At 37.2% G+C, this 22,432-nt stretch carries 19 protein-coding genes, 1 tRNA gene and 1 pseudogene; 18 read left to right on the top strand and 3 right to left on the bottom strand.

Features of this window, described 5'->3' with window-relative positions; translation table 11 throughout:
* Nucleotides 1-46: 46 nt before the first annotated feature.
* The 18 genes and pseudogenes from NQ540_RS05810 to NQ540_RS05725 all read left to right on the top strand — a co-directional run bounded on the left by NQ540_RS05810 (nucleotide 47) and on the right by NQ540_RS05725 (nucleotide 20,641).
* Nucleotides 47-1,228 carry a glycoside hydrolase family 88 protein gene (locus NQ540_RS05810; RefSeq protein ID WP_223429373.1) on the top strand — a complete coding sequence of 394 codons (1,182 nt, stop codon included), beginning with the start codon at nucleotides 47-49 and terminating at the stop codon, nucleotides 1,226-1,228.
* Nucleotides 1,229-1,251: 23 nt separating this feature from the next.
* Complete coding sequence (locus NQ540_RS05805; protein ID WP_005605773.1) at nucleotides 1,252-1,752, top strand: PTS sugar transporter subunit IIB; 501 nt, start codon at nucleotides 1,252-1,254, stop codon at nucleotides 1,750-1,752.
* A 14-nt stretch (nucleotides 1,753-1,766) separates the two neighbouring features.
* A complete protein-coding gene (locus NQ540_RS05800) occupies nucleotides 1,767-2,567 on the top strand; it encodes a PTS mannose/fructose/sorbose/N-acetylgalactosamine transporter subunit IIC (RefSeq protein ID WP_005605771.1) in 801 nt (266 codons plus the stop codon).
* Nucleotides 2,557-3,372, top strand: coding sequence for a PTS system mannose/fructose/sorbose family transporter subunit IID (locus NQ540_RS05795; RefSeq protein ID WP_005605769.1), 816 nt, complete (start codon nucleotides 2,557-2,559; stop codon nucleotides 3,370-3,372). Before NQ540_RS05800 ends, NQ540_RS05795 begins: the two co-directional genes overlap by 11 nt.
* Before the next feature lie 9 nt (nucleotides 3,373-3,381).
* Nucleotides 3,382-5,241 carry a heparinase II/III family protein gene (locus NQ540_RS05790; RefSeq protein WP_005605768.1) on the top strand — a complete coding sequence of 620 codons (1,860 nt, stop codon included), beginning with the start codon at nucleotides 3,382-3,384 and terminating at the stop codon, nucleotides 5,239-5,241.
* 54 nt (nucleotides 5,242-5,295) lie between these two features.
* Nucleotides 5,296-5,925 (top strand): bifunctional 4-hydroxy-2-oxoglutarate aldolase/2-dehydro-3-deoxy-phosphogluconate aldolase, encoded by a 630-nt coding sequence (locus tag NQ540_RS05785; RefSeq protein ID WP_039848813.1) that lies wholly within the window; start codon nucleotides 5,296-5,298, stop codon nucleotides 5,923-5,925.
* 53 nt (nucleotides 5,926-5,978) lie between these two features.
* Complete coding sequence (locus tag NQ540_RS05780; protein ID WP_005605764.1) at nucleotides 5,979-6,983, top strand: sugar kinase; 1,005 nt, start codon at nucleotides 5,979-5,981, stop codon at nucleotides 6,981-6,983.
* A gap of 990 nt (nucleotides 6,984-7,973) precedes the next feature.
* Nucleotides 7,974-8,801, top strand: coding sequence for an HAD family hydrolase (locus tag NQ540_RS05775; RefSeq protein ID WP_039848812.1), 828 nt, complete (start codon nucleotides 7,974-7,976; stop codon nucleotides 8,799-8,801).
* A gap of 18 nt (nucleotides 8,802-8,819) precedes the next feature.
* Nucleotides 8,820-10,289: an MFS transporter gene (locus NQ540_RS05770; protein WP_005605760.1), complete on the top strand. Its 1,470-nt coding sequence runs from the start codon at nucleotides 8,820-8,822 to the stop codon at nucleotides 10,287-10,289.
* A 58-nt stretch (nucleotides 10,290-10,347) separates the two neighbouring features.
* The gene (locus tag NQ540_RS05765) at nucleotides 10,348-12,072 is read left to right on the top strand and encodes a glycoside hydrolase family 3 protein (protein ID WP_005605759.1); all 1,725 of its coding nucleotides are present in this window, start codon (nucleotides 10,348-10,350) and stop codon (nucleotides 12,070-12,072) included.
* A 15-nt stretch (nucleotides 12,073-12,087) separates the two neighbouring features.
* Nucleotides 12,088-13,891, top strand: a pseudogene (gene uidA / locus NQ540_RS05760) (beta-glucuronidase).
* Nucleotides 13,892-13,982: 91 nt separating this feature from the next.
* Nucleotides 13,983-14,663, top strand: coding sequence for a FadR/GntR family transcriptional regulator (locus NQ540_RS05755; RefSeq protein WP_005605756.1), 681 nt, complete (start codon nucleotides 13,983-13,985; stop codon nucleotides 14,661-14,663).
* Between the two features lie 117 nt (nucleotides 14,664-14,780).
* Nucleotides 14,781-15,410, top strand: coding sequence for a bifunctional 4-hydroxy-2-oxoglutarate aldolase/2-dehydro-3-deoxy-phosphogluconate aldolase (locus NQ540_RS05750; RefSeq protein ID WP_005605755.1), 630 nt, complete (start codon nucleotides 14,781-14,783; stop codon nucleotides 15,408-15,410).
* Between the two features lie 2 nt (nucleotides 15,411-15,412).
* Nucleotides 15,413-16,816, top strand: coding sequence for a glucuronate isomerase (gene uxaC / locus NQ540_RS05745; protein WP_005605754.1), 1,404 nt, complete (start codon nucleotides 15,413-15,415; stop codon nucleotides 16,814-16,816).
* A 13-nt stretch (nucleotides 16,817-16,829) separates the two neighbouring features.
* Nucleotides 16,830-17,882: a mannonate dehydratase gene (gene uxuA, locus NQ540_RS05740; protein WP_005605753.1), complete on the top strand. Its 1,053-nt coding sequence runs from the start codon at nucleotides 16,830-16,832 to the stop codon at nucleotides 17,880-17,882.
* 10 nt (nucleotides 17,883-17,892) lie between these two features.
* Nucleotides 17,893-18,732, top strand: coding sequence for an SDR family oxidoreductase (locus tag NQ540_RS05735; RefSeq protein ID WP_039848811.1), 840 nt, complete (start codon nucleotides 17,893-17,895; stop codon nucleotides 18,730-18,732).
* Nucleotides 18,733-18,810: 78 nt separating this feature from the next.
* Entirely contained in the window at nucleotides 18,811-19,815 is a 1,005-nt protein-coding gene (locus NQ540_RS05730) for a sugar kinase (RefSeq protein ID WP_039848810.1), read from the top strand.
* Nucleotides 19,816-19,933: 118 nt separating this feature from the next.
* Nucleotides 19,934-20,641, top strand: a complete 708-nt coding sequence (locus tag NQ540_RS05725) for an alpha/beta hydrolase (protein WP_005605749.1) — start codon at nucleotides 19,934-19,936, stop codon at nucleotides 20,639-20,641.
* A gap of 44 nt (nucleotides 20,642-20,685) precedes the next feature.
* On the opposite strand, the gene NQ540_RS05720 is transcribed toward NQ540_RS05725, so the two are convergent.
* The 3 genes from NQ540_RS05720 to NQ540_RS05710 all read right to left on the bottom strand — a co-directional run bounded on the left by NQ540_RS05720 (nucleotide 20,686) and on the right by NQ540_RS05710 (nucleotide 22,407).
* Nucleotides 20,686-20,759, bottom strand: a tRNA-Arg gene (locus NQ540_RS05720).
* A gap of 437 nt (nucleotides 20,760-21,196) precedes the next feature.
* Entirely contained in the window at nucleotides 21,197-21,640 is a 444-nt protein-coding gene (locus tag NQ540_RS05715) for a threonine/serine exporter family protein (RefSeq protein WP_005605748.1), read from the bottom strand.
* On the bottom strand, nucleotides 21,637-22,407 hold the full coding sequence (locus NQ540_RS05710; RefSeq protein WP_049554443.1) for a threonine/serine exporter family protein: 771 nt from the start codon (nucleotides 22,405-22,407) through the stop codon (nucleotides 21,637-21,639). Before NQ540_RS05710 ends, NQ540_RS05715 begins: the two co-directional genes overlap by 4 nt.
* Between the last annotated feature and the right edge of the window lie 25 nt (nucleotides 22,408-22,432).

The raw sequence follows: 22,432 nt of genomic DNA, 5'->3' as shown, positions 1-22,432 counted from the left end.
ACTTAACGAGTTAACGTGTTAAGTTGCCTTATAGAGAGGTGCAAGAATGATTGATAAAAATATCGAACTTTTGAAAGTGTATCAACCGAATGAGGCGGAGGTCTTAACTCCTGCTTTAGTAGATGAAGCGATCAAAGTTTGTTTAGAAAAAATTGATAGTAACTTAGAGCAGTTGGGGGAACAATACCCAACGCCAGCAACATTCGATAATGACTATAAACCGATGGGAAATATCGAATGGACCAATGGTTTTTGGACTGGAATGTTGTGGCTCGCTTATGAATTTACTGGGGAAGAGAAATATAAAGTAGCTGCCGAAAAGAATGTGGATTCCTTCATTGAACGAATTGAACGATTAATCGAAGTTAATCACCACGACTTAGGCTTCCTATATACGCCTTCTTGTGTCAGCGCTTATAAGCTAACAGGAAATGAGAAAGCAAAAGAAGCGGCCATTAAAGCTGCGGACCAACTCGCTTCAAGATATCAAGAAAAAGGAAACTTTATTCAAGCTTGGGGAGAATTAGGAGCACGTGATAACTACCGCTTAATTGTGGATTGTTTATTAAATATTCCTCTTCTATTCTGGGCAAGTAATGAAACTGGAGATAGTAAATATGAAGAAATGGCTAAAGCTCACTTCCAGACAACTTTGAAAAACGCTATTCGTCAAGATGCTTCAGCTTTCCATACTTTCTACTTTGATCCAGAAACAGGAGAGCCTGCATATGGAAAAACAAGACAAGGGTATTCAGATGACTCTGCATGGGCAAGAGGGCAAGCATGGTTAATTTATGGAATTGCTCTTTGCAATGCGTATGCTCCATCCGAAACTAATGTTGAATATTTCCAAGCGGTAACAAACTACTTCTTAAATCGTGTGCCGGAAGACTTTGTATGTTATTGGGACTTAATCTTTGATGATACTTCAGGTCAACCAAGAGATACTTCTGCAGCTGCCATTGCAGTTTGCGGTATCCAGCAAATGGCTAAAGAGCTTCCAAATAATGAAGCGGTTAAAGAGTATGAAAAATGGGCAGACAGAATTCTATATAACTTAATCACCAAATATACGGATAAAAAAGGATCTACTATCGTTGCCTTATTAAATGAAGGAGTATATTCATGGCATTCAGGGAAGGGGGTTAACGAAGGAAATATTTGGGGTGATTACTTCTATCTAGAAGCGCTTATGCGTAAAAACAAAGACTGGGAAATGTACTGGTAAAAAGAAAAGAAAGGGATGAGAATATGGAAAATAAACCAAACATTAAAATGGTCAGAATTGACGAAAGACTTATCCATGGTCAAGGACAATTATGGATTAAGAGTTTAGGAGTCAACTTAGCCATTTGTGCAAATGACGCAGTGTCAACGGATGAATTACAACAAACATTAATGACAACTGTATTGCCAAAAGAAGTGAATGTACGTTTTTGGACGATTCAAAGAACTGCCGAAATTATTTGGAAAGCTGCCCCACACCAAACAATTTTTGTAGTGGTATCTAGTCCAGCGGATGCACTTCGCTTATGTGAACTAGGATTTCCAATGGAAAATGTGAATGTGGGTAACATTCACGCGGCTCCTGGAAAGGATAAAGTATCACAATTCATTTATCTAGGAGAAGAAGATAAACAAGCACTTCGAACAATGAAAGAAAAATTCAATGTTCAATTCAATACAAAAACTTCTCCAGTTACGAATGACGGAGCACAAACTTTAGAAAAATTATTAGAAATGATTAGCTGAAAAGAGGGAGAACAATGGAAATTTCATTAATGCAAGGTATTTTGATTGGTCTAGTGACAGCATTCTGTTATTCAGGGATGTTACTAGGAATTTATACAAACAGAGCAATTGTTATGGCGTTTTTTGTAGGGTTAATTTTAGGAGACATTCCTACAGCATTAACATTCGGAGCTTTAGCTGAATTAGCTTATATGGGATTCGGGGTAGGTGCTGGTGGTACAGTTCCTCCTAACCCAGTAGGACCTGGTATCGTAGGTACAATCATGGTAATTACATTAAAAGATCAAGGGATTACACCTGAAAATGCATTAGCACTTTCATTCCCATTTGCGGTATTATTCCAATTCGTTACAACATTCTTATACACATTCTTCGCTGGTAATCCAAAAATGGCTGAAAAAGCGATCGAAAATGGTCACTTTGGTAAATTTAAATTAATCGCACACTCAACTTATATCGGTTTAGCAGTTGCTGGTTTCATTATTGGTATCTTATCTGCACTAAGCCGTCCAGCATTAGAAGCATTTGTTAATGCTTTACCAAAATGGTTGATTAGTGGTTTCGGTGTAGCTGGTGGGTTAATTCCAGCAATCGGTTTTGCAATGATTTTATCTGTAATGTTGAAAAAAGAATTAACTCCATACGTAATCCTAGGTTATATCTGCGTGGCTTACTTAGAATTACCAACAATGGCTGTAGCATTAGTTGGTTCAGTATTTGCATTAATTGCTTACTACCAAAATTCTAATAAACAAGAAGTAGTTGTGGAAACAGTTCAAACTAGCGAAGTGGAGGATTTTAGCAATGGAATCTAAACAAAATAAATTAACGAAACGTGATTATTTTAGAACATCATTAAGATCATACATCTTACAAAATGGATTCAACTATAATACTTATCAAGGGGTCAGCTACTTAAACGTTATCTTACCTGGCTTAAAGAAGATTTATAAAGATGATCCAGAAAAATTAAAAGAAACTGCTAAAGCAAACTTGGAGTTCTATAACACAAGTCCACATTTAGTACCGTTTATTTCGAACTTGCAATTAGCGATGTACGAAGATGGTCAAAGTATTGATTCTGTACGTAGTATTAAAATGGCTCTTATGGGTCCTTTAGCAGGGATTGGAGATTCTATCGCACAATTCGGTTTAGCGCCATTGTTCTCTACAATCTTTGCAGGTTTAGCTCTAGATGGTCTAGGATTTGCTCCAATGGGATATTGGTTGGCAATGTTATTAAGTATGTTTGCTATCAAAGTATTCATGGGATATCTTGGATATCGTTTAGGGACAAATGCTATTAAAACTTTAAGCGCTCAAATTAGCAAAATCTCTGAAGCAGCCAATATTGTTGGGGTAACAGTTATCTCTGCATTAGCAGCCTCATTTGTAAAAGCTAAAATTGCCATTCAATATGCGACAACTGTAAGTTCTGGTGAAGAACAAATCGTTTCTATTCAAAAAATCTTAGATAAAATGATGCCAAGATTATTACCAGTATTAATTACAGTATTAGTGTTCTATCTATTGAAGAAGAAAAAATGGAACACTTATCAATTATTAATCCTATTATTCGCAATTGGTATCTTAGCTTCTGTTCTAGGAATTTTAGCATAAGGTGATGAGATGTTTACGAATCTAGAGACATATCAATCTAGATTTTGGTTAAAAGAAGAATTTCTAAAAAAGATAGGGAAAAGTTCAAGTGGGTTTCTGCTTGAACTTTTTTCTAGAGTAGATGCTTTAGTTGACCAGGATTTAGTCTACTATGATCATCAAATGGATATGGAAACGTGTTTTGAAAAATATTCATTTCATGAGTTTAAATGGCACCAAACGCCAAATGGAGATATGGAATGGATCTTCATGTTAAATCGACAAGGATATCTTGTTGATTTAGCAGTAGCGTCTTATGTAACCAAAGATGAAAAGTATTTGAAAAAGTGGAAGGAAATCGTTTTTGATTTTATTTTGGAAAATGAAGAGGAGATTTCTCACCCAGAAGCTTCATGGAGAGTGTTGGATGCTGGCATTCGTTTAATGAATTGGGTGAAAAGTTTAACCTATCTTCCACTATCAGAGTTTAGTGAGGTAGAAAGAAAGCAAATTCAGGAAGCGATGTCTTTGCATGTTAATTATATTCGTACTCATTTACAAGAGAAGCATCTTCTTAGTAACTGGGGAGTTCTTGCCGTCAGTGGTGTTCTTTCTTTCGTATATTTCTTTGATGAACAACCTGAGCTGTATTTGTGGGCTAAAGAAACACTTTTAAATCAAGCGTCTCTTCAGTTTACAAAAAAGGGACTTCATTGGGAACAAAGTCCACTGTATCATCATCAAGTCGTCATGTGTTTTGCATATTTATATCAGATTGCTTGTTATATGGGATATGAGGATCAACACCTTTGGAAGGAAGTTTTAATCGAACCTGTTCGTGCGAGTTATTATTTATCGAATTCTAATCATATGCTTTTAGCGTTAAATGACAGCGATACGGTTGATTTTTCTTGGGTCCATTCCTACTATCATTTGCTGGGGTTTGAGAGTGAATGTCCAGAGTATACAATGGGAGTTTTATATTCAGGGAGAGCGTTTGATAAAAAACATAAAGTGAATTTCGAAAACTGGTTTTATGATGAAGTAGGCGGAATAGCGGTTGTAAAAAGTTCAGATATTTACTTCAGTCTGTTTTGTGGCCTTCATGGAAGCTCACATGGTCATGCATCCCACGGAGCAATCAGTCTAGAAATGGATGGAGCTCCTTTTATAACACATCCAGGGAGATATACTTATACAGAATGTGAAAAACGAGTTCACTTTAAATCAGAACAGATGCAAAATACGGTCCTAGTAGAAGGCGGTCATTATCCTTCTATCGAAAGCTCATGGGGATATCATTGGGTAGCCAAACCTTTATCAATGCAGATGAAAAAGGAGGACGAACTCTATTATTTTGAAGCACAATGGAGTATTCCAATGAAAGATAATGAAACTTCTAGTAGAGCTTATGTTAGTCGAAAAATGATTTTGGATACGCAAGCTAAACTTTTATTGGTGATTGATGAAGAAGAATGTGGACATGCTTTAACCCAAAACTTTATCATCCCAACGAAACATTCGAATGATGTGTATTCCAGGTTCTGGACGAATGGAGAGATGGTTACAGAGGCTATCCAATATTCTAAACGATACAATTCGTTGGATGAAGGCATTCAATTAAAAATCAGAAATAAAAAAGATCCCATTTTTACATGTATTGCATTGGAACCTTATTCAGTGGAGAAGGAGAGCATCCCTCGCCTAGATTGTCCAGGAGAAGAAAGAGGGACAAAAATAAAATGTAAAACCAAGAGTGGAGAAATAACGATCTATTATTCTCCGGAAGATATTCATAATGGACTGAAATATCTAAAAGATTCAAATGGAAATATCGTTTATGGGAGAATGGTTGCTGAGAAAAATAATCAGATAAAAAGATTCAGATAAAAAGACTAGACTATGTATACAAACAAAGCCAGATTTATAAAGGAGAGAAAGGACATGTCAAGTGTATTAGAACAATTAAAAGAAAACTATATTTTTGCAGTTATCCGCGGGAAATCATCAGATGAAGCGATTGAAATTTCAAAACATTCTGTATTAGGTGGAATTAAAAATATTGAAGTGACTTATACAACACCTGAGGCTTCTAAAGCAATTACTGAATTGAAAGCTCTTTATGCAAAAAAATCAGAAGTTGTCATTGGTGCTGGAACGATTATGACAGTAGAGTTGGCTAAAGAAGCAATTGCTGCTGGTGCGGAATTTTTAGTAAGTCCTCACTATGATGCACATATTCAAAAGGTTGCTCATGAAGCTCATATCGATTACTTCCCGGGATGCGCAACAACAACAGAAATCGTTCAAGCGATGAATGGGGGAGCAAAAATCATTAAATTATTCCCGGGTGGAGTTCTAGGGCCTTCGTTCATTAAAGATATTCATGGCCCAATTCCAAATGTAAATTTAATGCCTTCAGGTGGAGTTTCTCTAGCCAATATTAAAGAGTGGAAAGAAAAAGGCGCAGTAGCAGTAGGAGTTGGAAGTGCTCTTGGTGCGAAAGTTGCAACAGAAGGGTATGAAAGTGTCACACGCATTGCTAAAGAATTTGTGAATGCTTTGGTTGATTAATTGGAGGTAATTCATCCTTCTAAAAAATTCTATTTAAGAAAAGAGGAGACAAGATGAGAGTCATCACTTTAGGTGAAATTTTGTTAAGATTATCGACCGCAGATGATGTACGGTTAAAAAGTACAAAAGAGTTCAGAGCCTGCTATGGTGGAGCTGAAGCAAATGTAGGGATTTCCTTAGCGCACTTTGGCCATGACGTTTCTGTGGCAACGGTTCTACCGCAAGATAATCCTTTAAACGATGCTGTAAGTTCAAGATTACGAATGAATGGAATTGATACGAATCTAGTAGCGACAGAATATGGAAGATTAGGAACTTACTTTTTAGAACAAGGAAATGCAGGACGTGCTTCTCGTGTTACATACGATCGCTTATATTCTAGTATCTCCGTTTTAAATGAACTATGCTGGGATCTAGACGAAATCTTTATTGATACTGATTTGCTTCATATTTCAGGAATTCTACCAGCTCTTTCTAAGAAGTGGCAAGCTTGGGCGGTTGAAGTCGTCCGTAAAGCGAAAGAATATGGATGCTATGTGAGTTTTGATATGAACTATCGTAGTAAGTTGTGGAGTTATGAGGAAGCCTATCCTTGTTTCCAACAAATCTTGCCTTATGTAGATATTTTATCTGCAGGGAGACTCGATGCGATTCATTTTCTCCAAGTTGCAACAGCTGAAGAAGACGTATCTCTTGAAGAAATCTATCGTCGCGTGAAAGAAAAATATGCGAATATCAAAGTGTTATATTCCACAAAAAGAAATGTCATTTCAACCAATCACCATGAGTTACAAGGTTTTTATGTAGGAGAAGATAATAACTTTGTAGAGTCAAAAATCTATGATATTCAACCTGTAATTGATCGAGTTGGCGGTGGTGATGCTTTTGCCGCTGGGATTCTAAACGGAGTTCTAAAAGGTTGGGATAGCCAACAAATTGTCGATTTTGGAACAGCAAGTTCGGTATTAAAACATACGGTTTTTGGCGACTGGAATCCGTTCGACGAAAATGAAGTCTTTGAATTTATGAACCAAAAATCAGGACAGATTGTTCGTTAATTTAACAAAAGGTAAAAACGCCAATGCAATTGCATTTGCGTTTGTTTGTATGATGTCAAGGGTATTCGAACCATCCTACTTCATTAATCACTGCTGTTAATTTAATTAGACGCTTTAGAGCCTCGAAAATAATACAGCTGAAACGGTACGAACGGTACCAATGTTTTAGTCACCATGTAAGATGTCACGAATCGCGTTGGTAATCGTAGTCGATTAACTAATTAAAAGACGACGAGGAGATGACAAAAAAAATTATCACGAGAATGATTGGAATTTTTAATCTATTTAAGACAATGGAAGGAGATGCAGAAAAAATGTATATCAAAAATCATCAAGTTAGCATTGCCAGATAACTTAAAAAATCAACGGTTTGAGAAGGCGATTTGTCACCGGGAGAATATTGGGATTAGGAGTACGTATGCATTCATTGCCTTGCCTGACACGAATCTTAAAAAACGCGTCCACATCCGAACTCGTCATGAGGACATTCAACAAACCTATTTATTAGGGCCAGAATATCTTTAAAGTCGTAGTGCTTATCTCCATTTCGGAAATAGAGTTAGAAATTAACAAGTATGTCTTGAAAGTTATCTACTCGAAAATAGATAGTTCTTCTTACAGTCAACATTTGTGGGAATCAGAAAAACAAGATTGTTTTTTATCTTAACAATATATATTCATCATTCAACAGATGACTTTTAAAAGTCGTCTGTTGATTTTTGTTGCCTATTATAATAGATGAAACCTTTATTTAAATAGGGAAATAGCAACTTTAAAAAAGTTTGAAAATTTTTTAATTTAGGTATTTATTTTTTGGTTCACATCTGATACAATGAATACATCAGATGAATTTACTGCAAAACGTCACATCATTTCTAAAATTAGAGACGATTTTATATTTACGCACTAATGTAAGCGGGTGCATAAAAGTCATCTAACAAAAATCATCTGCAGACTTTAGAACTGATTTATTTTATGAAAGGAGAGCATATGGCTTTAACAAATGAAAGTCCATTCGTAGTATGTATCGATTCAGATGGCTGTGCGATGGACACAATGGATATTAAACACATTCGTTTCTTCGGCCCGCTAGCAGCGAAGTATTTCGAGATTCAAAATCAAGAAGTCTATTTAGAAGAATGGAATCGTGTCAACTTATTCTCTGAAACGAGAGGGATTAATCGCTTTAAAGGGTTACTACTTAGTCTCGAGTTTGCTCAAGAACATGGTGAAGCAATTGAAGACTTTACAGTGTTTGCTAACTGGTGTAATCATACGACATCTCTTTCAAATCAATCATTGGAAGAGGAGATTGCTAAGCATAATGATGCCGTACTAATAAAAGCGCTCGAGTGGAGCAAGGCTGTAAATCACGGCATTGAAACCGAACTTGTTGGCGAAGACAAACCTTTTGAAGGCGTAAAAAGAGCTTTAGAAGAAATTAGTAAAGTAGCTCAGATTGCGATTGTTTCTTCAGCAAACAGCGAAGCAGTTAATAGCGAATGGAAACGTCATGGGTTAATGCCATTTGTTTCTGAATTCTTCGGACAAGAACGAGGAAGTAAAGCAGCAGCGATTAAAGAAATTAAGAGTCTCGGATTTGAAAAAGAGAAAATCTTAATGGTTGGGGATGCTCCTGGGGATTTTGATGCTGCAAAAGTTAATGAAGTACATTTCTATCCAATATTATTTGGGAAAGAAAAAGAGTCATGGGCAACGTTAGTCACAAATATTCTTCCAGAATTTATTGACGGACAATACAATGACGAAGAGTATCAAGCAATTTATCATAAACATTTATCACAATTTAAAAATTAAAAATAAGGAGTTATTAACATGGAAAATACAGGGATTCATAGAGCGAAAACGTGGCAAATGGCTTTGTTTGCTTTAAATAATACATCAACAAACTTATGGCTAGTTCTTTTGAACTTCGTTGCCTACTATTTAACAGGTTACGTTGGGGTAGCAGTAGTAATGGCTACTTCAATTATGACATTCATGCGTATTTGGGACGCGATTACTGACCCAATCGTTGGTTATATCGTAGACAAAACAGATGGAAAATTTGGTAAAAATCGTCCGTTTATGGCAGCTGGTAACATTGTATTAGTGATTACAACATTCTTAATGTTCTTCACAACTCACCATTTACCAGAAGAATTTAGATTTATTTATTTCTTAGTAATTTATTTAATCTACATCATTGGTTATACATTACAAACAGTAGTAACTAAATCAGCTCAAAGCTGTTTAACAAATGACCCTAAACAACGTCCAACATTCGGTATCTATGACGGTATTTATAATGCTACATTATTCGCGTTAGTACCAGGATTTGTTGCTCAACACTTAGTACCAAAATACGGTGGGTTTACTGCTGAGTTGTTCCAAGAGTTATGGATTTATATCGCTCCAGTAACAGTCATCTTCACTTGGTTAGCGATCTTTGCACTAAAAGATAAAGACCGTACAGAATTCTTTGGTACAGGCGAACCTGTTAAAGTTACTTTCAAAGACTACTGGGATGTACTAAAAAATAACCGTGCTATTCAAATGTTAGTAGTATCAGCTTCAACAGATAAATTGGCAGCGATAGTTACTTCAAACGCAACAGTATCAGTAATTATCTTTGGTATTATTTGTGGTAACTATAAATTACTAAATACATTTAACCAATATACATTGATTCCTAAGATTTTGATTATGATTCTTGGAGTTAAATTTATTGCTCAAAAACTTGGTCAAAGAAAAGCGTTGTTATTAGGTTCATGGGCGGGTATCATCCTTTACGGATTATTATTCGGTCTATTCTATGTAGCAGATCCTTCAACATTCTCACTACCTGGAGCTGAGGGATACACAGGGCTATCATTCTTCACAATTGCATTCTTAACACTATACATCTTAGCTCAAGGTGCAAACGGGTTAGCAGGAACAATGGTAATTCCGATGACAGCCGACTGTGCGGACTACGAAGTATATCGTTCAGGTCGTTACGTTCCTGGTTTAATGGGAACATTATTCAGTGCTGTTGATAAAATCGTTTCTTCATTCGGTTCTGCATTTGTAGGTATCTTATGTGCATCTATCGGCTTTACTGAAAAATTACCTCAAGTAGATACACCATTAACACCAGAATTGAAATTTATCGGTTTAGTGATGTTCTGTGGTTTCATTATGTTTGGATATCTTTGTAACGTAATTGCGATGAAATTCTACCCATTAAACAAAGAGAAAATGGAAGAAATTCAAAGTGAAATCGCTCGAATCAAAGCTGAAACATTAGCAAAACAAAAAGCATAATTGATTAACGCTCCGTAAGCTAGACAGTTTACGGAGCGTCATTATAGGAGGAAGTAAAATGGCAAGACTAGTAGATTTATCAAAAAAACCTTACAACTTGAATCCAAGTCAAATTGAATGGGTTGAGTCAACAATTAAAGGCATGACAGATGAAGAGAAAGTAGGACAATTATTTACAAACTTATTCTTCTTCGGAGGGGATGCTTTTAGCGGAAACAATTTAAGCAATAAAGAGATTCTAGAAAAATATCATATCGGCGGTGTTCGTTATATGAACGGTAGCCCTGAAGATGTTCAAGGGTTAATTAATGATCTTCAATCTCAAACAAAAATCCCATTATTAGTGGCAGCTAACTGCGATTCAGGTGGGGACGGTGCCGTTAAAGGTGGTACTTATATTTCTTCTGGCGCACAATCTGAAGCAAGTCGCGATCCTTGGGTTCCTTATCATGCAGGACTAGTATCTGCTCGTGAAGAGACTGCTCTTGGGGTAAACGTAAACTTTGACCCATGCGTGGACATTTTAGAAAACTGGAGAAATACAATCGTTAATACGCGTGCTTACGGAACTACTGCTGAAGACGTTATTAAATATACAAATGCGTATGTAGAAGGATTAAAAGCAGAACGTGAAGTAGTTTGCTGTGTGAAACACTTCCCTGGAGATGGAACTGAAGAACGTGACCAACACTTAATTTTAGGTGTGAATGAACTTTCAGTAGAAGAGTGGGAAAATTCTTTTGGTAAAGTATATCGCAACCATATCGAAAATGGTGTTGAAATGATTATGGCTGGACATATTGCATTGCCTGAATATCAAAAAGCGCTTCGTCCAGGGATTGAAGATAAAGATGTAATGCCAGCAACACTTGCTGAAGAACTAATTCAAGATTTACTAAAAGAAAAACTAGACTTCAACGGAATGGTAATTACAGATGCAAGCCACATGTTAGGAATGACAAGTGCGATGCGGCGCGAGGACTATGTTCCAGGAGCAATTGCTGCAGGATGTGACATGTTCTTATTCTTTAACAATATGGAAGAAGACTTTAACTTCATGTTAAAAGGATATCACAATGGAGTCATTACTGAAGAACGTATGACAGATGCTCTTCGTCGTATTTTAGGATTGAAAGCAAAATTAAATCTTCCTGAAAAACAAGCAAACGGAACATTGTTAAAAGATAAGAAAGAGTTAGAAGTCATTGGTTGTGCTGAACACTTAGAGTGGCAAAAAGAAGCAGCTGACCGCGGAATCACTCTTGTTAAAGATACGCAACAAAACTTACCGATTAATCCAGTGGATCATAAACGCGTACGCTTGTATTACTTAGATGGAGAAAAAGGTGGAATCATGGCTAATGATGATTCAGTTTTAAACCGCTTCGTAGATGAATTAACTAGTCGTGGATATGAAGTAATGGTTAATGATGGAAATAGTCGTATCAAAGGACGTACACTAGAGTATAGAGTTACAGTTGATTTAGCGCTAGTGGTTGCAAACGTAATTGGTTATGGTGCACAAAATAACTACCGTATTCAATGGAAGACAGCTATGTCGAATGAAGTACCTTGGTATGTACATGAAGCACCAACTGTATTTGTGTCTACAAACTTTACAACTCATTTACACGACGCGACAATGGTTAAAACATTTATCAATGCATACCATGGTAATGAGAACACAGTTAAAGCTGTAATCGATAAACTTGAAGGGAAGTCCGAATTCAAGGGAACTCCAAACGAGTTAGTGTGGACTGAAAAATGGCAAGCTAAATTATAGAAAGAGGGATGGTCGATGTTATATCCAGTTTTAAATGCAAAGAGAAAACGTTATTCGTTAGATGGGGTTTGGAATTTTAAGCAAGGTGAATACGTCCCAGGAGTGGATCCACGACTTTCTACTGAAGACTTAATGGTTGTACCAAGTTCATTTAATGATGTAGCAGTTGAATCTGAAAAAAGATATTTTATTGGAGATAACTGGTATGAGCGTACTTTTGCGGTTCCTTCTTTCGAATCAGATGAAGAATTAGTGCTTCGTTTTGGTTCTGTAACCCATCAAGCAAAAGTATATGTGAATGGGCAATTATTAGGAGAACATATCGGTGGGTTTACACCATTTGAAGTTCGTATTCCTGAAGAATTGACAAGAGAAAAAGAATTATTGATTAGTGTTTGTGCCAACAATATTTTAGATCATACAACTTTACCAGTCGGCAACTATTCTGAAGAAAAATTACCGGACGGTACTGTGAAGAAGAAAGTTTCAGAGAACTTCGACTTCTTTAACTATGCTGGGATTCAACGTCCTGTTCAATTATTAGTTCTTCCTAAAGCGCGTATTGAAGATATTGTAGTTACTTACGATGTTCATGAAAATGATGCGACTGTGAAGGTAGTGGTAGAGCATACTGCTAATGGTGGAACCGCAAAAGTAACACTTTTAGATGAAGATGGTGAAGTGGTAGCTAAGGGTGAGGCAGAGTCTGAACTTGAGATAGTCAATGTTCATCGCTGGGAAGTATTAGATGCTTACCTTTATACAGCAAAAGTCGAGTTATTTGCTGGAGACGAGTTAGTAGATGAATATGAAGAACTATTTGGAGTTCGTACGGTTCGTGTTGAAAAAGGTCAGTTCTTAGTAAACGACAAACCAGTATACTTCAAAGGATTCGGGAAACACGAAGATAGTTATGTAAATGGTCGTGGTTTTAACGAAGCAGTAAACTTAATGGACTTGAATTTAATGAAGAATGTGGGAGCTAACTCATACAGAACGGCTCACTATCCATATTCAGAAGAGATGATGCGTTTATCAGACCGTATGGGATTCTTAGTGATAGATGAAGTTCCAGCAGTCGGTTTGTTTGCAAACTTTACTGCTGCACTAAGTATGAATAGCGGAGGAACTAAACCGATTAAGACATGGGAATTCTATCAAACAATGGAAAATCACAAACTTGCACTTAAAGAATTAGTGGCCCGTGATAAGAACCATGCATGTGTGGTTTTATGGAGTGTCGCGAACGAACCAGATGGTGCTGGTGAAGGTGCGGATAAATACTTCGAGCCTTTAGTCAAAATATGTGAAAGAGTTAGATCCACAAAAACGTCCAACAACTGTTGTGAATATTATGATGGCAACACCAGAACAGGATTTAATTTCTCCATTGATTGATGTGCTTTGCTTGAATCGTTATTATGGTTGGTATCTTAACCATGGGGATATTGAAGGGGCACGCGTAGGGCTTCGTAAAGAGTTGAAGGAATGGCAAGAAAAATATCCAGACAAACCAATCATTATGACTGAGTATGGTGCAGATACTTTACCAGGCTATCATTCAAATTGGGATGTTCCATATACAGAAGAGTATCAAGAACGATTCCATCAAATGAGTCATGAAGTATTTGATGAACTCGAAAACTTTGTTGGTGAACATGTTTGGAACTTTGCGGATTTTGAAACAAACAGTTACGCATTAATTCGTATCCAAGGAAACCACAAAGGATTATTCACAAGGGATAGAAATCCAAAATCAATTGTGAAACTATTTAGAAATCGTTGGAATGCTATTCCAGACTATAACTACAAAAAATAGTAAGTATTTTTCGAAAGCTATTCTAATGGTTTGAGCTATAGAGTGAGAACTGTTAGAATAGGTTCGAAAAAGTGACGAATGGGGAATAGATATGAAAGAGAAAACTGTTTCTTTAGTGGAACAAACCGCAAATAGAATTGTCGAATATTTTGAAAAAAATGATTTAAAAGTCGGAGACAAGTTGCCCAATGAATATACATTGGCACAAGATTTAGAAGTGGGTCGTAGTACGTTACGTGAAGCGGTGAAAATGTTAGTTTCAAAGAATATCTTGGAAGTACGTCAAGGTTCTGGAACTTATATTACAAGTTTAACGGAGACTGTAATAGATCCATTAGGTTTTGGTGAAATCGATAATCATATGAAGTTGACACAAGACTTATTTGAAGTACGCTTCTTGATTGAGCCTCAGATGGCGAGTCTTGCCGCGCAGCATATTACGGATGAAGAAGTGGCTGTTTTAGAAAGGCTTGAAAAGGCCTTGGAAAAAGAAATCCATTCGGATGGAGATATTCACTTTAAACTGGATATTCAATTTCATAGTGCGATTGCTGAGGCTAGTCGTAATGTAGCTATGCAGCAACTGATTCCAATTATTATTCAATCGATTAAGTTGTATAATGATTTCTTTACAAGTGAGCAAAGCAAAGCAAATACGATTCGTGCTCATAGAGAAATTGTAAGAGCAATTAAAAATCGAGATGCTGTCGCTGCCAGAGACGCGATGTTACTGCATTTAGCAGATAATAGACGCACATTATCGTATAATTAAATCGTCTGATGAAATAGACGATATCAACCGAATATTGTCATTGACACCAAAAGTCATCTGATGTATCATAGATATAACAGATGACTTTTATTTTTTTACTAGAAGGAGAAAAAGCTTATGACAAGTGTATTAGAACAATTAAAACAGAACTATATTTTTGCAGTTATTCGGGGGAAATCATCAGATGACGCAATTGAAATTTCAAAACACTCAGTATTGGGTGGCATTAAGAATATTGAAGTAACTTATACAACACCTGAGGCTTCTAAAGCAATTGCTGAATTGAAAGCTTTTTATGCAAAAAATTCAGAAGTAGTGATTGGTGCTGGAACGATTATGACAGTTGAATTAGCTAAAGAAGCTATTGCTGCTGGAGCAGAGTTTTTAGTAAGTCCTCATTATGATGCACATATTCAAAAAGTCGCTCATGATGCTCATATCGATTACTTCCCAGGATGCGCAACAACAACTGAAATCGTACAAGCGATGAATGGTGGAGCAAAAATCATCAAACTATTCCCTGGTGGAGTTTTAGGACCTTCATTTATTAAAGATATTAATGGCCCAATCCCAAGTGTTAATTTAATGCCTTCCGGTGGCGTATCTCTTGCAAACATTAAAGAGTGGAAAGAAAAAGGTGCTGTTGCAGTCGGTGTCGGAAGCGCTCTCGGTGCAAAGGTTGCAACAGAGGGTTATGAGAGTGTAACACGTATTGCTAAAGAATTCGTCAGTGCGTTGGAGGACTAATTATGACTTTTAATCGTAAAAAATTTTTACTACAAAGTAAGGTTGCGGAAGACCTATATAGAGTAGTGGAACATCTTCCAATTGAAGATTTCCACTGTCACTTATCTCCTCAAGAAATTTTTGAGGATAAACCATTTGAGAATGCCGTACAAATATGGCTTGGCGGAGATCACTATAAATGGCGCCTAATGCGTGCAAATGGTGTGAGTGAACGTTTGATTACAGGGGACGCAACTCCTGAAGAAAAATTCGAAGCATGGGCTAAAACGTTAGCTAAGGCATTTGGAAATCCTTTATATCACTGGAGTCATTTAGAATTGAAACAAGTTTTTGGTATTGATGACTATGTGACGCCTGATAATTGGAAAGAGATTTATGACCGTATGAATCAAACCATTGCAGAGGAACAACTGAGTCCAAGAAAATTAATTAAACGAGCAAATGTAGAATTTATTGGAACAACTGACCATCCGCTTGATTCGCTCGAATGGCATCAAAAGATTGCAGAAGATGTCTCTTTTGATACAGTTGTTGCACCAACATTCCGTCCGGATGAAGCCTTTGTGTCACATCCAAAATTCGCTAACTTTGTGACTAGATTACAAGAAGTAACTGGCGTAGAAGTTGGTTCGTTTGATAGCTTTGTGGAAGCTTTGGAACAACGTATCGAATTCTTTGTGGCAAACGGATGTAAAGCAAGTGATATTAGTTTTGGAGAAATCTTGTATAAGAGAGCTTCAAAAGAAGAACTAGATGCAATTTTTGCAAAAGTGATTCGTGGAGAAGTACCTACTCTTGAAGAAATCCAACAATGGCAAACAGAAGTGTTTATTGCCTTATGTGGGTTGTACAAGAAACACCATCTAGTGACACAAGTTCACTTTGGTGCAGTTCGAGATACAAACCGTAAGTACTTTGAGGAAATTGGTGTAGATGCAGGATTTGATTCAACAGGAGATCAAACGCATCTAGCACTGGCTTTAAACCAATTATTAAATGCATTAGAAGAATCGAATCGTCTTCCAAAATGTATTTTCTATAACTTAAATCCATCGTACAACGACATTTTGGCAAATACGCTCGCCAACTTCCAAGCAAACGAAGAAGGAATTAAAGGACGTTTACAATTTGGTGCAGCTTGGTGGTTCTCGGATACTGAAAAAGGAATGAGAGAACAAATGCTAGTACTAGCAAATCAAAGCTTATTATGGAATTTTGTAGGAATGTTAACTGACTCAAGAAGCTTCCTATCGTATCAAAGACATGATTACTTCCGTCGAATTCTTGTTTCACTTGTAACGGAATGGATTGAAAGTGGTCGAATCCCTTATGATGAAAAATTAATTACAGAGTTCTTAGAAGCCATTTGCTATAAAAATGCTAAAGAATTTTTTGGATTGAACTAAAGGAGGAATAAAAATGGAAATGACATTCCGGTGGTATGGGAATGATGATCAAGTAACTTTAGAAAATATTAGACAAATTCCTGGTATGAAAGGGATTGTAACTGCGATTTATGATGTCCCAGTTGGAGAAGTATGGAGCCGTGAACGTATTCGTCAATTAAAACAAGACGTTGAAGCTTCAGGCTTAAAACTTTCTGTTATTGAAAGTGTTCCAGTTCATGAAGATATTAAACTTGGAAAACCTACAAGAGATCAATTGATTGATAACTATATTCAGACTATTAAAAACTTAGGGGCTGAAGGAGTAAATATTGTATGTTATAACTTCATGCCAGTATTCGACTGGACACGAACTGACTTAGCGTATGAACTTCCAGATGGTTCTAATGCATTAATCTTCGACGAAGAAGTGGCTAAGAAAATGGACCCTGTAAAAGGGGAGTTATCTCTGCCAGGTTGGGATTCAAGTTATACAAAAGATGAAATGAAAGCTATCATGGATGAGTATTCCAAAGTAGACGAAGAAAAGCTTTGGGAACATTTAGAATATTTCATTAAACGTGTCATTCCAGCAGCAGAAGAAGCTGGTGTGAAAATGGCAATCCACCCTGATGATCCACCTTATAGCATCTTTGGATTACCTCGTATTATTACTTGCAAAGAAAATCTTGTAAGATTTGTAGAATTATACGATAGCCCAAATAATGGAGTAACTGTTTGTGTAGGTTCATATGCTTCTGATCCAAACAACGATGCTGTTGAGATGTTAAAAGAAATGTTGAAACGCAACCGAGTAAACTTTATGCATGCTCGTAATATCCGTTTAACAGGAAAAGGCAAATCATTCGAAGAATCAGCACACCCAACAGAATACGGTTCAATTGATATGTATGAAGTGGTTAAAGCTCTTCATGATGCAAACTGGGAAGGCCCAATCCGTCCGGACCATGGTCGTATGATTTGGGGAGAAACAGGTCGCCCAGGATATGGATTATTTGACCGAGCTCTAGGTGCTACTTACCTTCACGGTTTAGCTGAAGCCGTAGCTAAAAATGCAAAACAATAGGAGAAAAACCATGACACAATTTTTTGATTTTACAAATAAAGTCGTAGTCATTACCGGTGCCGGTGGAGTAATTTGCGGTGAACTCGCAAAAAGCTTTGGTAAACAAGGCGCAAAGGTAGCTTTACTAGACTTAAACGGAGAAGCTGCACAAAAATTTGCAGATGAAATTATTGCTGAGGGCGGTATCGCAAAAGCATATAAAACGAATGTACTTGAAAAAGAATCATTAGAAGCTGTTCGCGAAGCGGTGAATAAGGATCTTGGTACCGTAGATGTTTTAGTAAACGGTGCTGGAGGAAATAACCCACGTGCAACAACAGATAATGAGTTCCATGAAGTTGGATTAAGTGCTGAGACAAAAACATTCTTTGAATTAGATAAAGCAGGAATTGAATTTGTATTCAACTTAAACTATTTAGGTACATTATTACCAACACAAGTTTTTGCACAAGATATGGTTGGAAAAGAAGGAGCAAATATCATCAATATTTCAAGTATGAATGCATTCACTCCTTTAACAAAAATTCCAGCGTATTCAGGAGCGAAAGCAGCGATTAGCAACTTCACTCAATGGTTAGCGGTTCACTTCTCTAAAGTAGGAATCCGTTGCAACGCGATTGCACCAGGTTTCTTAGTAACGGCTCAAAATGAGAGATTACTATTTGATGAAAATGGAAATCCAACTCCACGTGCGGATAAAATTTTACGCAATACACCAATGGGACGCTTTGGTGAATCAAATGAATTAGTAGGGGGAGTATTCTTCCTTGCAGATTCAACACTTTCAAGCTTTGTAAATGGGGTAGTTTTACCAATTGATGGTGGTTTCGCGGCTTATTCTGGAGTATAGTTAAAGTACATAAAAGGAATCGAAGTGAGAGCTTCGATTCTTTATCTATCAATTGAAATTTGGAGAAGAGATATAGAGATGAAAGTAATAACTCTAGGTGAAGTTTTATTAAGATTATCGACCGCAGAAGATGTACGGTTAAAGAGTACAAAAGAGTTCAGGGTCTGCTATGGTGGAGCTGAAGCAAATGTTGGAATTTCATTAGCTCACTTTGGTCATAATGTCTCGGTAGCATCAGTTCTACCTCAAGATAACCCTTTAAATGATGCCGTAAGTTCAAGATTACGAATGAATGGGATCAATACAGATTTAGTAGCAACAGAATACGGAAGACTAGGAACTTACTTTTTAGAACAAGGGAATGATGTGCGTGCTAGTCGCGTTACATATGATCGTTTATACTCTAGTATCTCCGTTTTGAACGAACTCTGCTGGAATCTAGACGAAATCTTCAAAGGTGTAGATTTGTTACATATCTCAGGGATTCTACCAGCTCTTTCTAAGAAATGGCAATCCTGGACTGTTGAAGTCGTTCGTAAAGCAAAAGAATATGGATGCTGTGTAAGTTTTGATATGAACTACCGCAGTAAGCTTTGGAGTTATGAGGAAGCTTATCCTTGTTTCCAACAAATCTTACCGTATGTAGATATTCTTTCTGCGGGTAGATTAGATGCGATTCATTTCTTGAAAGTAGCATCAGAAGACGAAAATGTTTCCCTAGAAGAAATTTACAAACGAATTCAAGCAAAATATCCAAATATTAAAGTGTTGTATTCAACAAAACGAAATGTCATTTCAACAAATCATAACGAATTACAAGGATTCTTCGCAGGTGAAGATGGAGCATTCGTAGAGTCTAAACTATATGACATTAATCCAATCATCGACCGAGTAGGTGGAGGAGATGCCTTCGCTGCTGGGATTTTAAACGGGGTTCTAAAAGGGTGGAACAGCCAACAAATTGTTGACTTTGGAACTGCAAGTTCAGTCTTAAAACATACTGTTTTTGGAGACTGGAATCCATTCAATGAAGATGAAGTCTTTGAATTTATGAACCAAAAATCGGGACAAATTTTCCGTTAAATTGATATAACAACAATTAGACGTCAGTGTTTATCTCTGACGTCTTTTCATTTGGGCTTATCAAGCGCGAGGAAAACTGTTAAAATAGTGGAGACTAAGCAGTAGAAAGGGAATCGCCATGGTTAAAAATTCTGTATGGATCCAACAAGAAATTGAGGGAGTGAAGCTATATGTTTATCGTTCCAATGTCAAAGATGCTACGACCATTTATTTTTTAGATGGAGATCAATTCGAAGAACCTTTTAATCATTGGATTCGCAAACATCAACCTGCACTCAATTTTGTACTCATAAATGCAAATAATCGAACAGATGATTATACACCGTGGCCTCTCCAGGCGTCAGAAAGCATGCCGATGGATTTCGGTGGGAAAGCTGCAGAACATCTTTCGTTTTTCGCAACACATGTTATTCCATTTTGTGAGAGTAAATATGCTTTTGCCTCAAGCGAAGAAAAGAGAGTTATCGGTGGTTATTCGCTAGGTGGATTATTCAGCCTGTACGCAGCGGTGAACACTAATTTATTTGGGACCGCCCTCAGCTGTTCTTCATCGCTGTGGTTTCCTGATTTTCTGGACTATTTAAAAGAACATCCTTTTAAAGCCGCTCATCCAAAATTATACATGAGTGTGGGAGACCAAGAAGGAACGACTGCGACGAATTTAACAGCAGACCAAACTCTAAATACGATAGCATTAAAAGATTTTTATGAGCCGAAATTTCAACCAGGTGATTTCAAGTTTACATTGGAAGTGGGAAATCATGGAAATAATATCTCAGGACGTGCCTGGCGTGCTATTGAATGGGTAGAAGAGAATTGTAGATAATGAACAAAAAATCCACTGGTTTAACCAGTGGATTTTTTTACTAGCGGTGCCAAAGGGTCTCGAACCCCCGACCTAGCGTTTAGGAAACGCTTGCTCTATCCAACTGAGCTATGACACCCTGATACATTTATTGAACCACAGAACCTGCAATCTGTCCATACACTGTCACTTTTTCTTAACAAAATGAGGAATGACAATCTTCATCCGCAAAGCAGATTTAAATAATAAAACTCAATTATGTCTTTAAACAAGAAGGTTTAGAGACCACAGATTTTATGAAAAAAGATGGAGTCCTTTGGGATTCTATGGTAGGAGTAAGAGCGTTTCGTAACTGATGCGAATATGAGACTCTAGGAATTTATTCCGTAGAGACTCATTGAGGCTCAGTAGGTGAGAGACATCGGCTCGAACCGGTACAGCTCTTATCCCTACCATGAAGATATCCCAAAGGGACGGAATCAATCTGTTCTAATATCTTTAGATTTTATCTCTAAACCTTCGGTTTAAATATAAAAACCACCAAAGAAAATCTTTGGCAGTTTCAAGTTCATTTATTTAGTTTGCTGATTGACGGCGTGAAGATTGCCAATGCGAATACAGACGGAAAATCGAATCGACCGTAAAGATAGCAAGTGCAATCATCCCGGCAGTAATCATTGTTTGACCGAAGAAGAATTTTCCTTTTTCAACATCTCCAACAAAGAATGCATATACAGTACGATACATGCCTGCACCAGGAACGAGTGGGAAAAATCCAGGGATAAAAAATACCGTTACGGGAGCTTTAAAATAGCGTGCTGCTAAGTGCGATAAAAAAGCAATGGTAAGGCCGCTATAGTAAGTAGCTAGTTGTAATCCAGAACTGTCCAAGAAGAAGAGATATACAAACCAACCAATGCCTCCAATAATCGAAATATGAATGAGGAGTCGTTTTGGTGCTTCAAAGACAATACAACTGAAGTAGACAGCGATGAGAGCACTAATCACTTGATAAATCATAAGGGGTTTGCACCTCCTGCTAACACGAGTCCCAAAGCAACTGCAATAGCGACGGAAAGAGCCGTCACAAACGCTTCAATTGCCCGAGCTGCTCCTGAGTTGTAGTCTCCGCGTAATGTATCGCGAATGGCATTTGTAATGGCGGTTCCAGGAACGGCCGGCATGATTAATCCTACAATGGAGATGCCGATTCGAGCGTCCGGAACGAAATGTTTCTGAATCAAAATGATAATGACAATCGCAGGAATAATCGAGATGAGGTTCAACACGAATGTTCCTAATTTTAATTTAGGATCTAACTTATAAACAAATGGCATGATAATCGCTGCTACTGATGCTATGACGAGTTCAATTGGCGTTGCTCCAAATAGAGCAGCGTAGAACCCACACATCAGAATAAGGCCTAAGTCTTTTAACCACTGTGGATATTCGGATTCTTTTAAATCTTGTAATCGTTGATAAGCCGTATCAAGGTCGATTTCTTTTGTCACTAATTGACGAGAAATGGCGTTAACTTTATAGATACGATTTAAATTTGTGTCACGATTTGGAACACGGCGGATTTCTGTAATAGAATCGATACAGTCGTCATCGAGCGTTGCAAAGATTCCAGTCGCCATCGCGAAGGCTTCGCAAGTTTCAAAGTTTGAAGTGGAGAGAATATAGTTCATGGTTTCTTCCACGCGATAGGATTCAGCGTTACATTCTAGCATGATTTGACCAGCCAGAATAGCGGTATCCATTAATTTTTTTGCATATGATCGCACAAAGCCTTCCTCCTTACTAAAATAC

Source organism: Granulicatella adiacens ATCC 49175 (genome assembly GCF_025150565.1).
Taxonomy (GTDB): domain Bacteria; phylum Bacillota; class Bacilli; order Lactobacillales; family Aerococcaceae; genus Granulicatella; species Granulicatella adiacens.
This window is presented reverse-complemented; position numbering and strand designations above follow the sequence as displayed.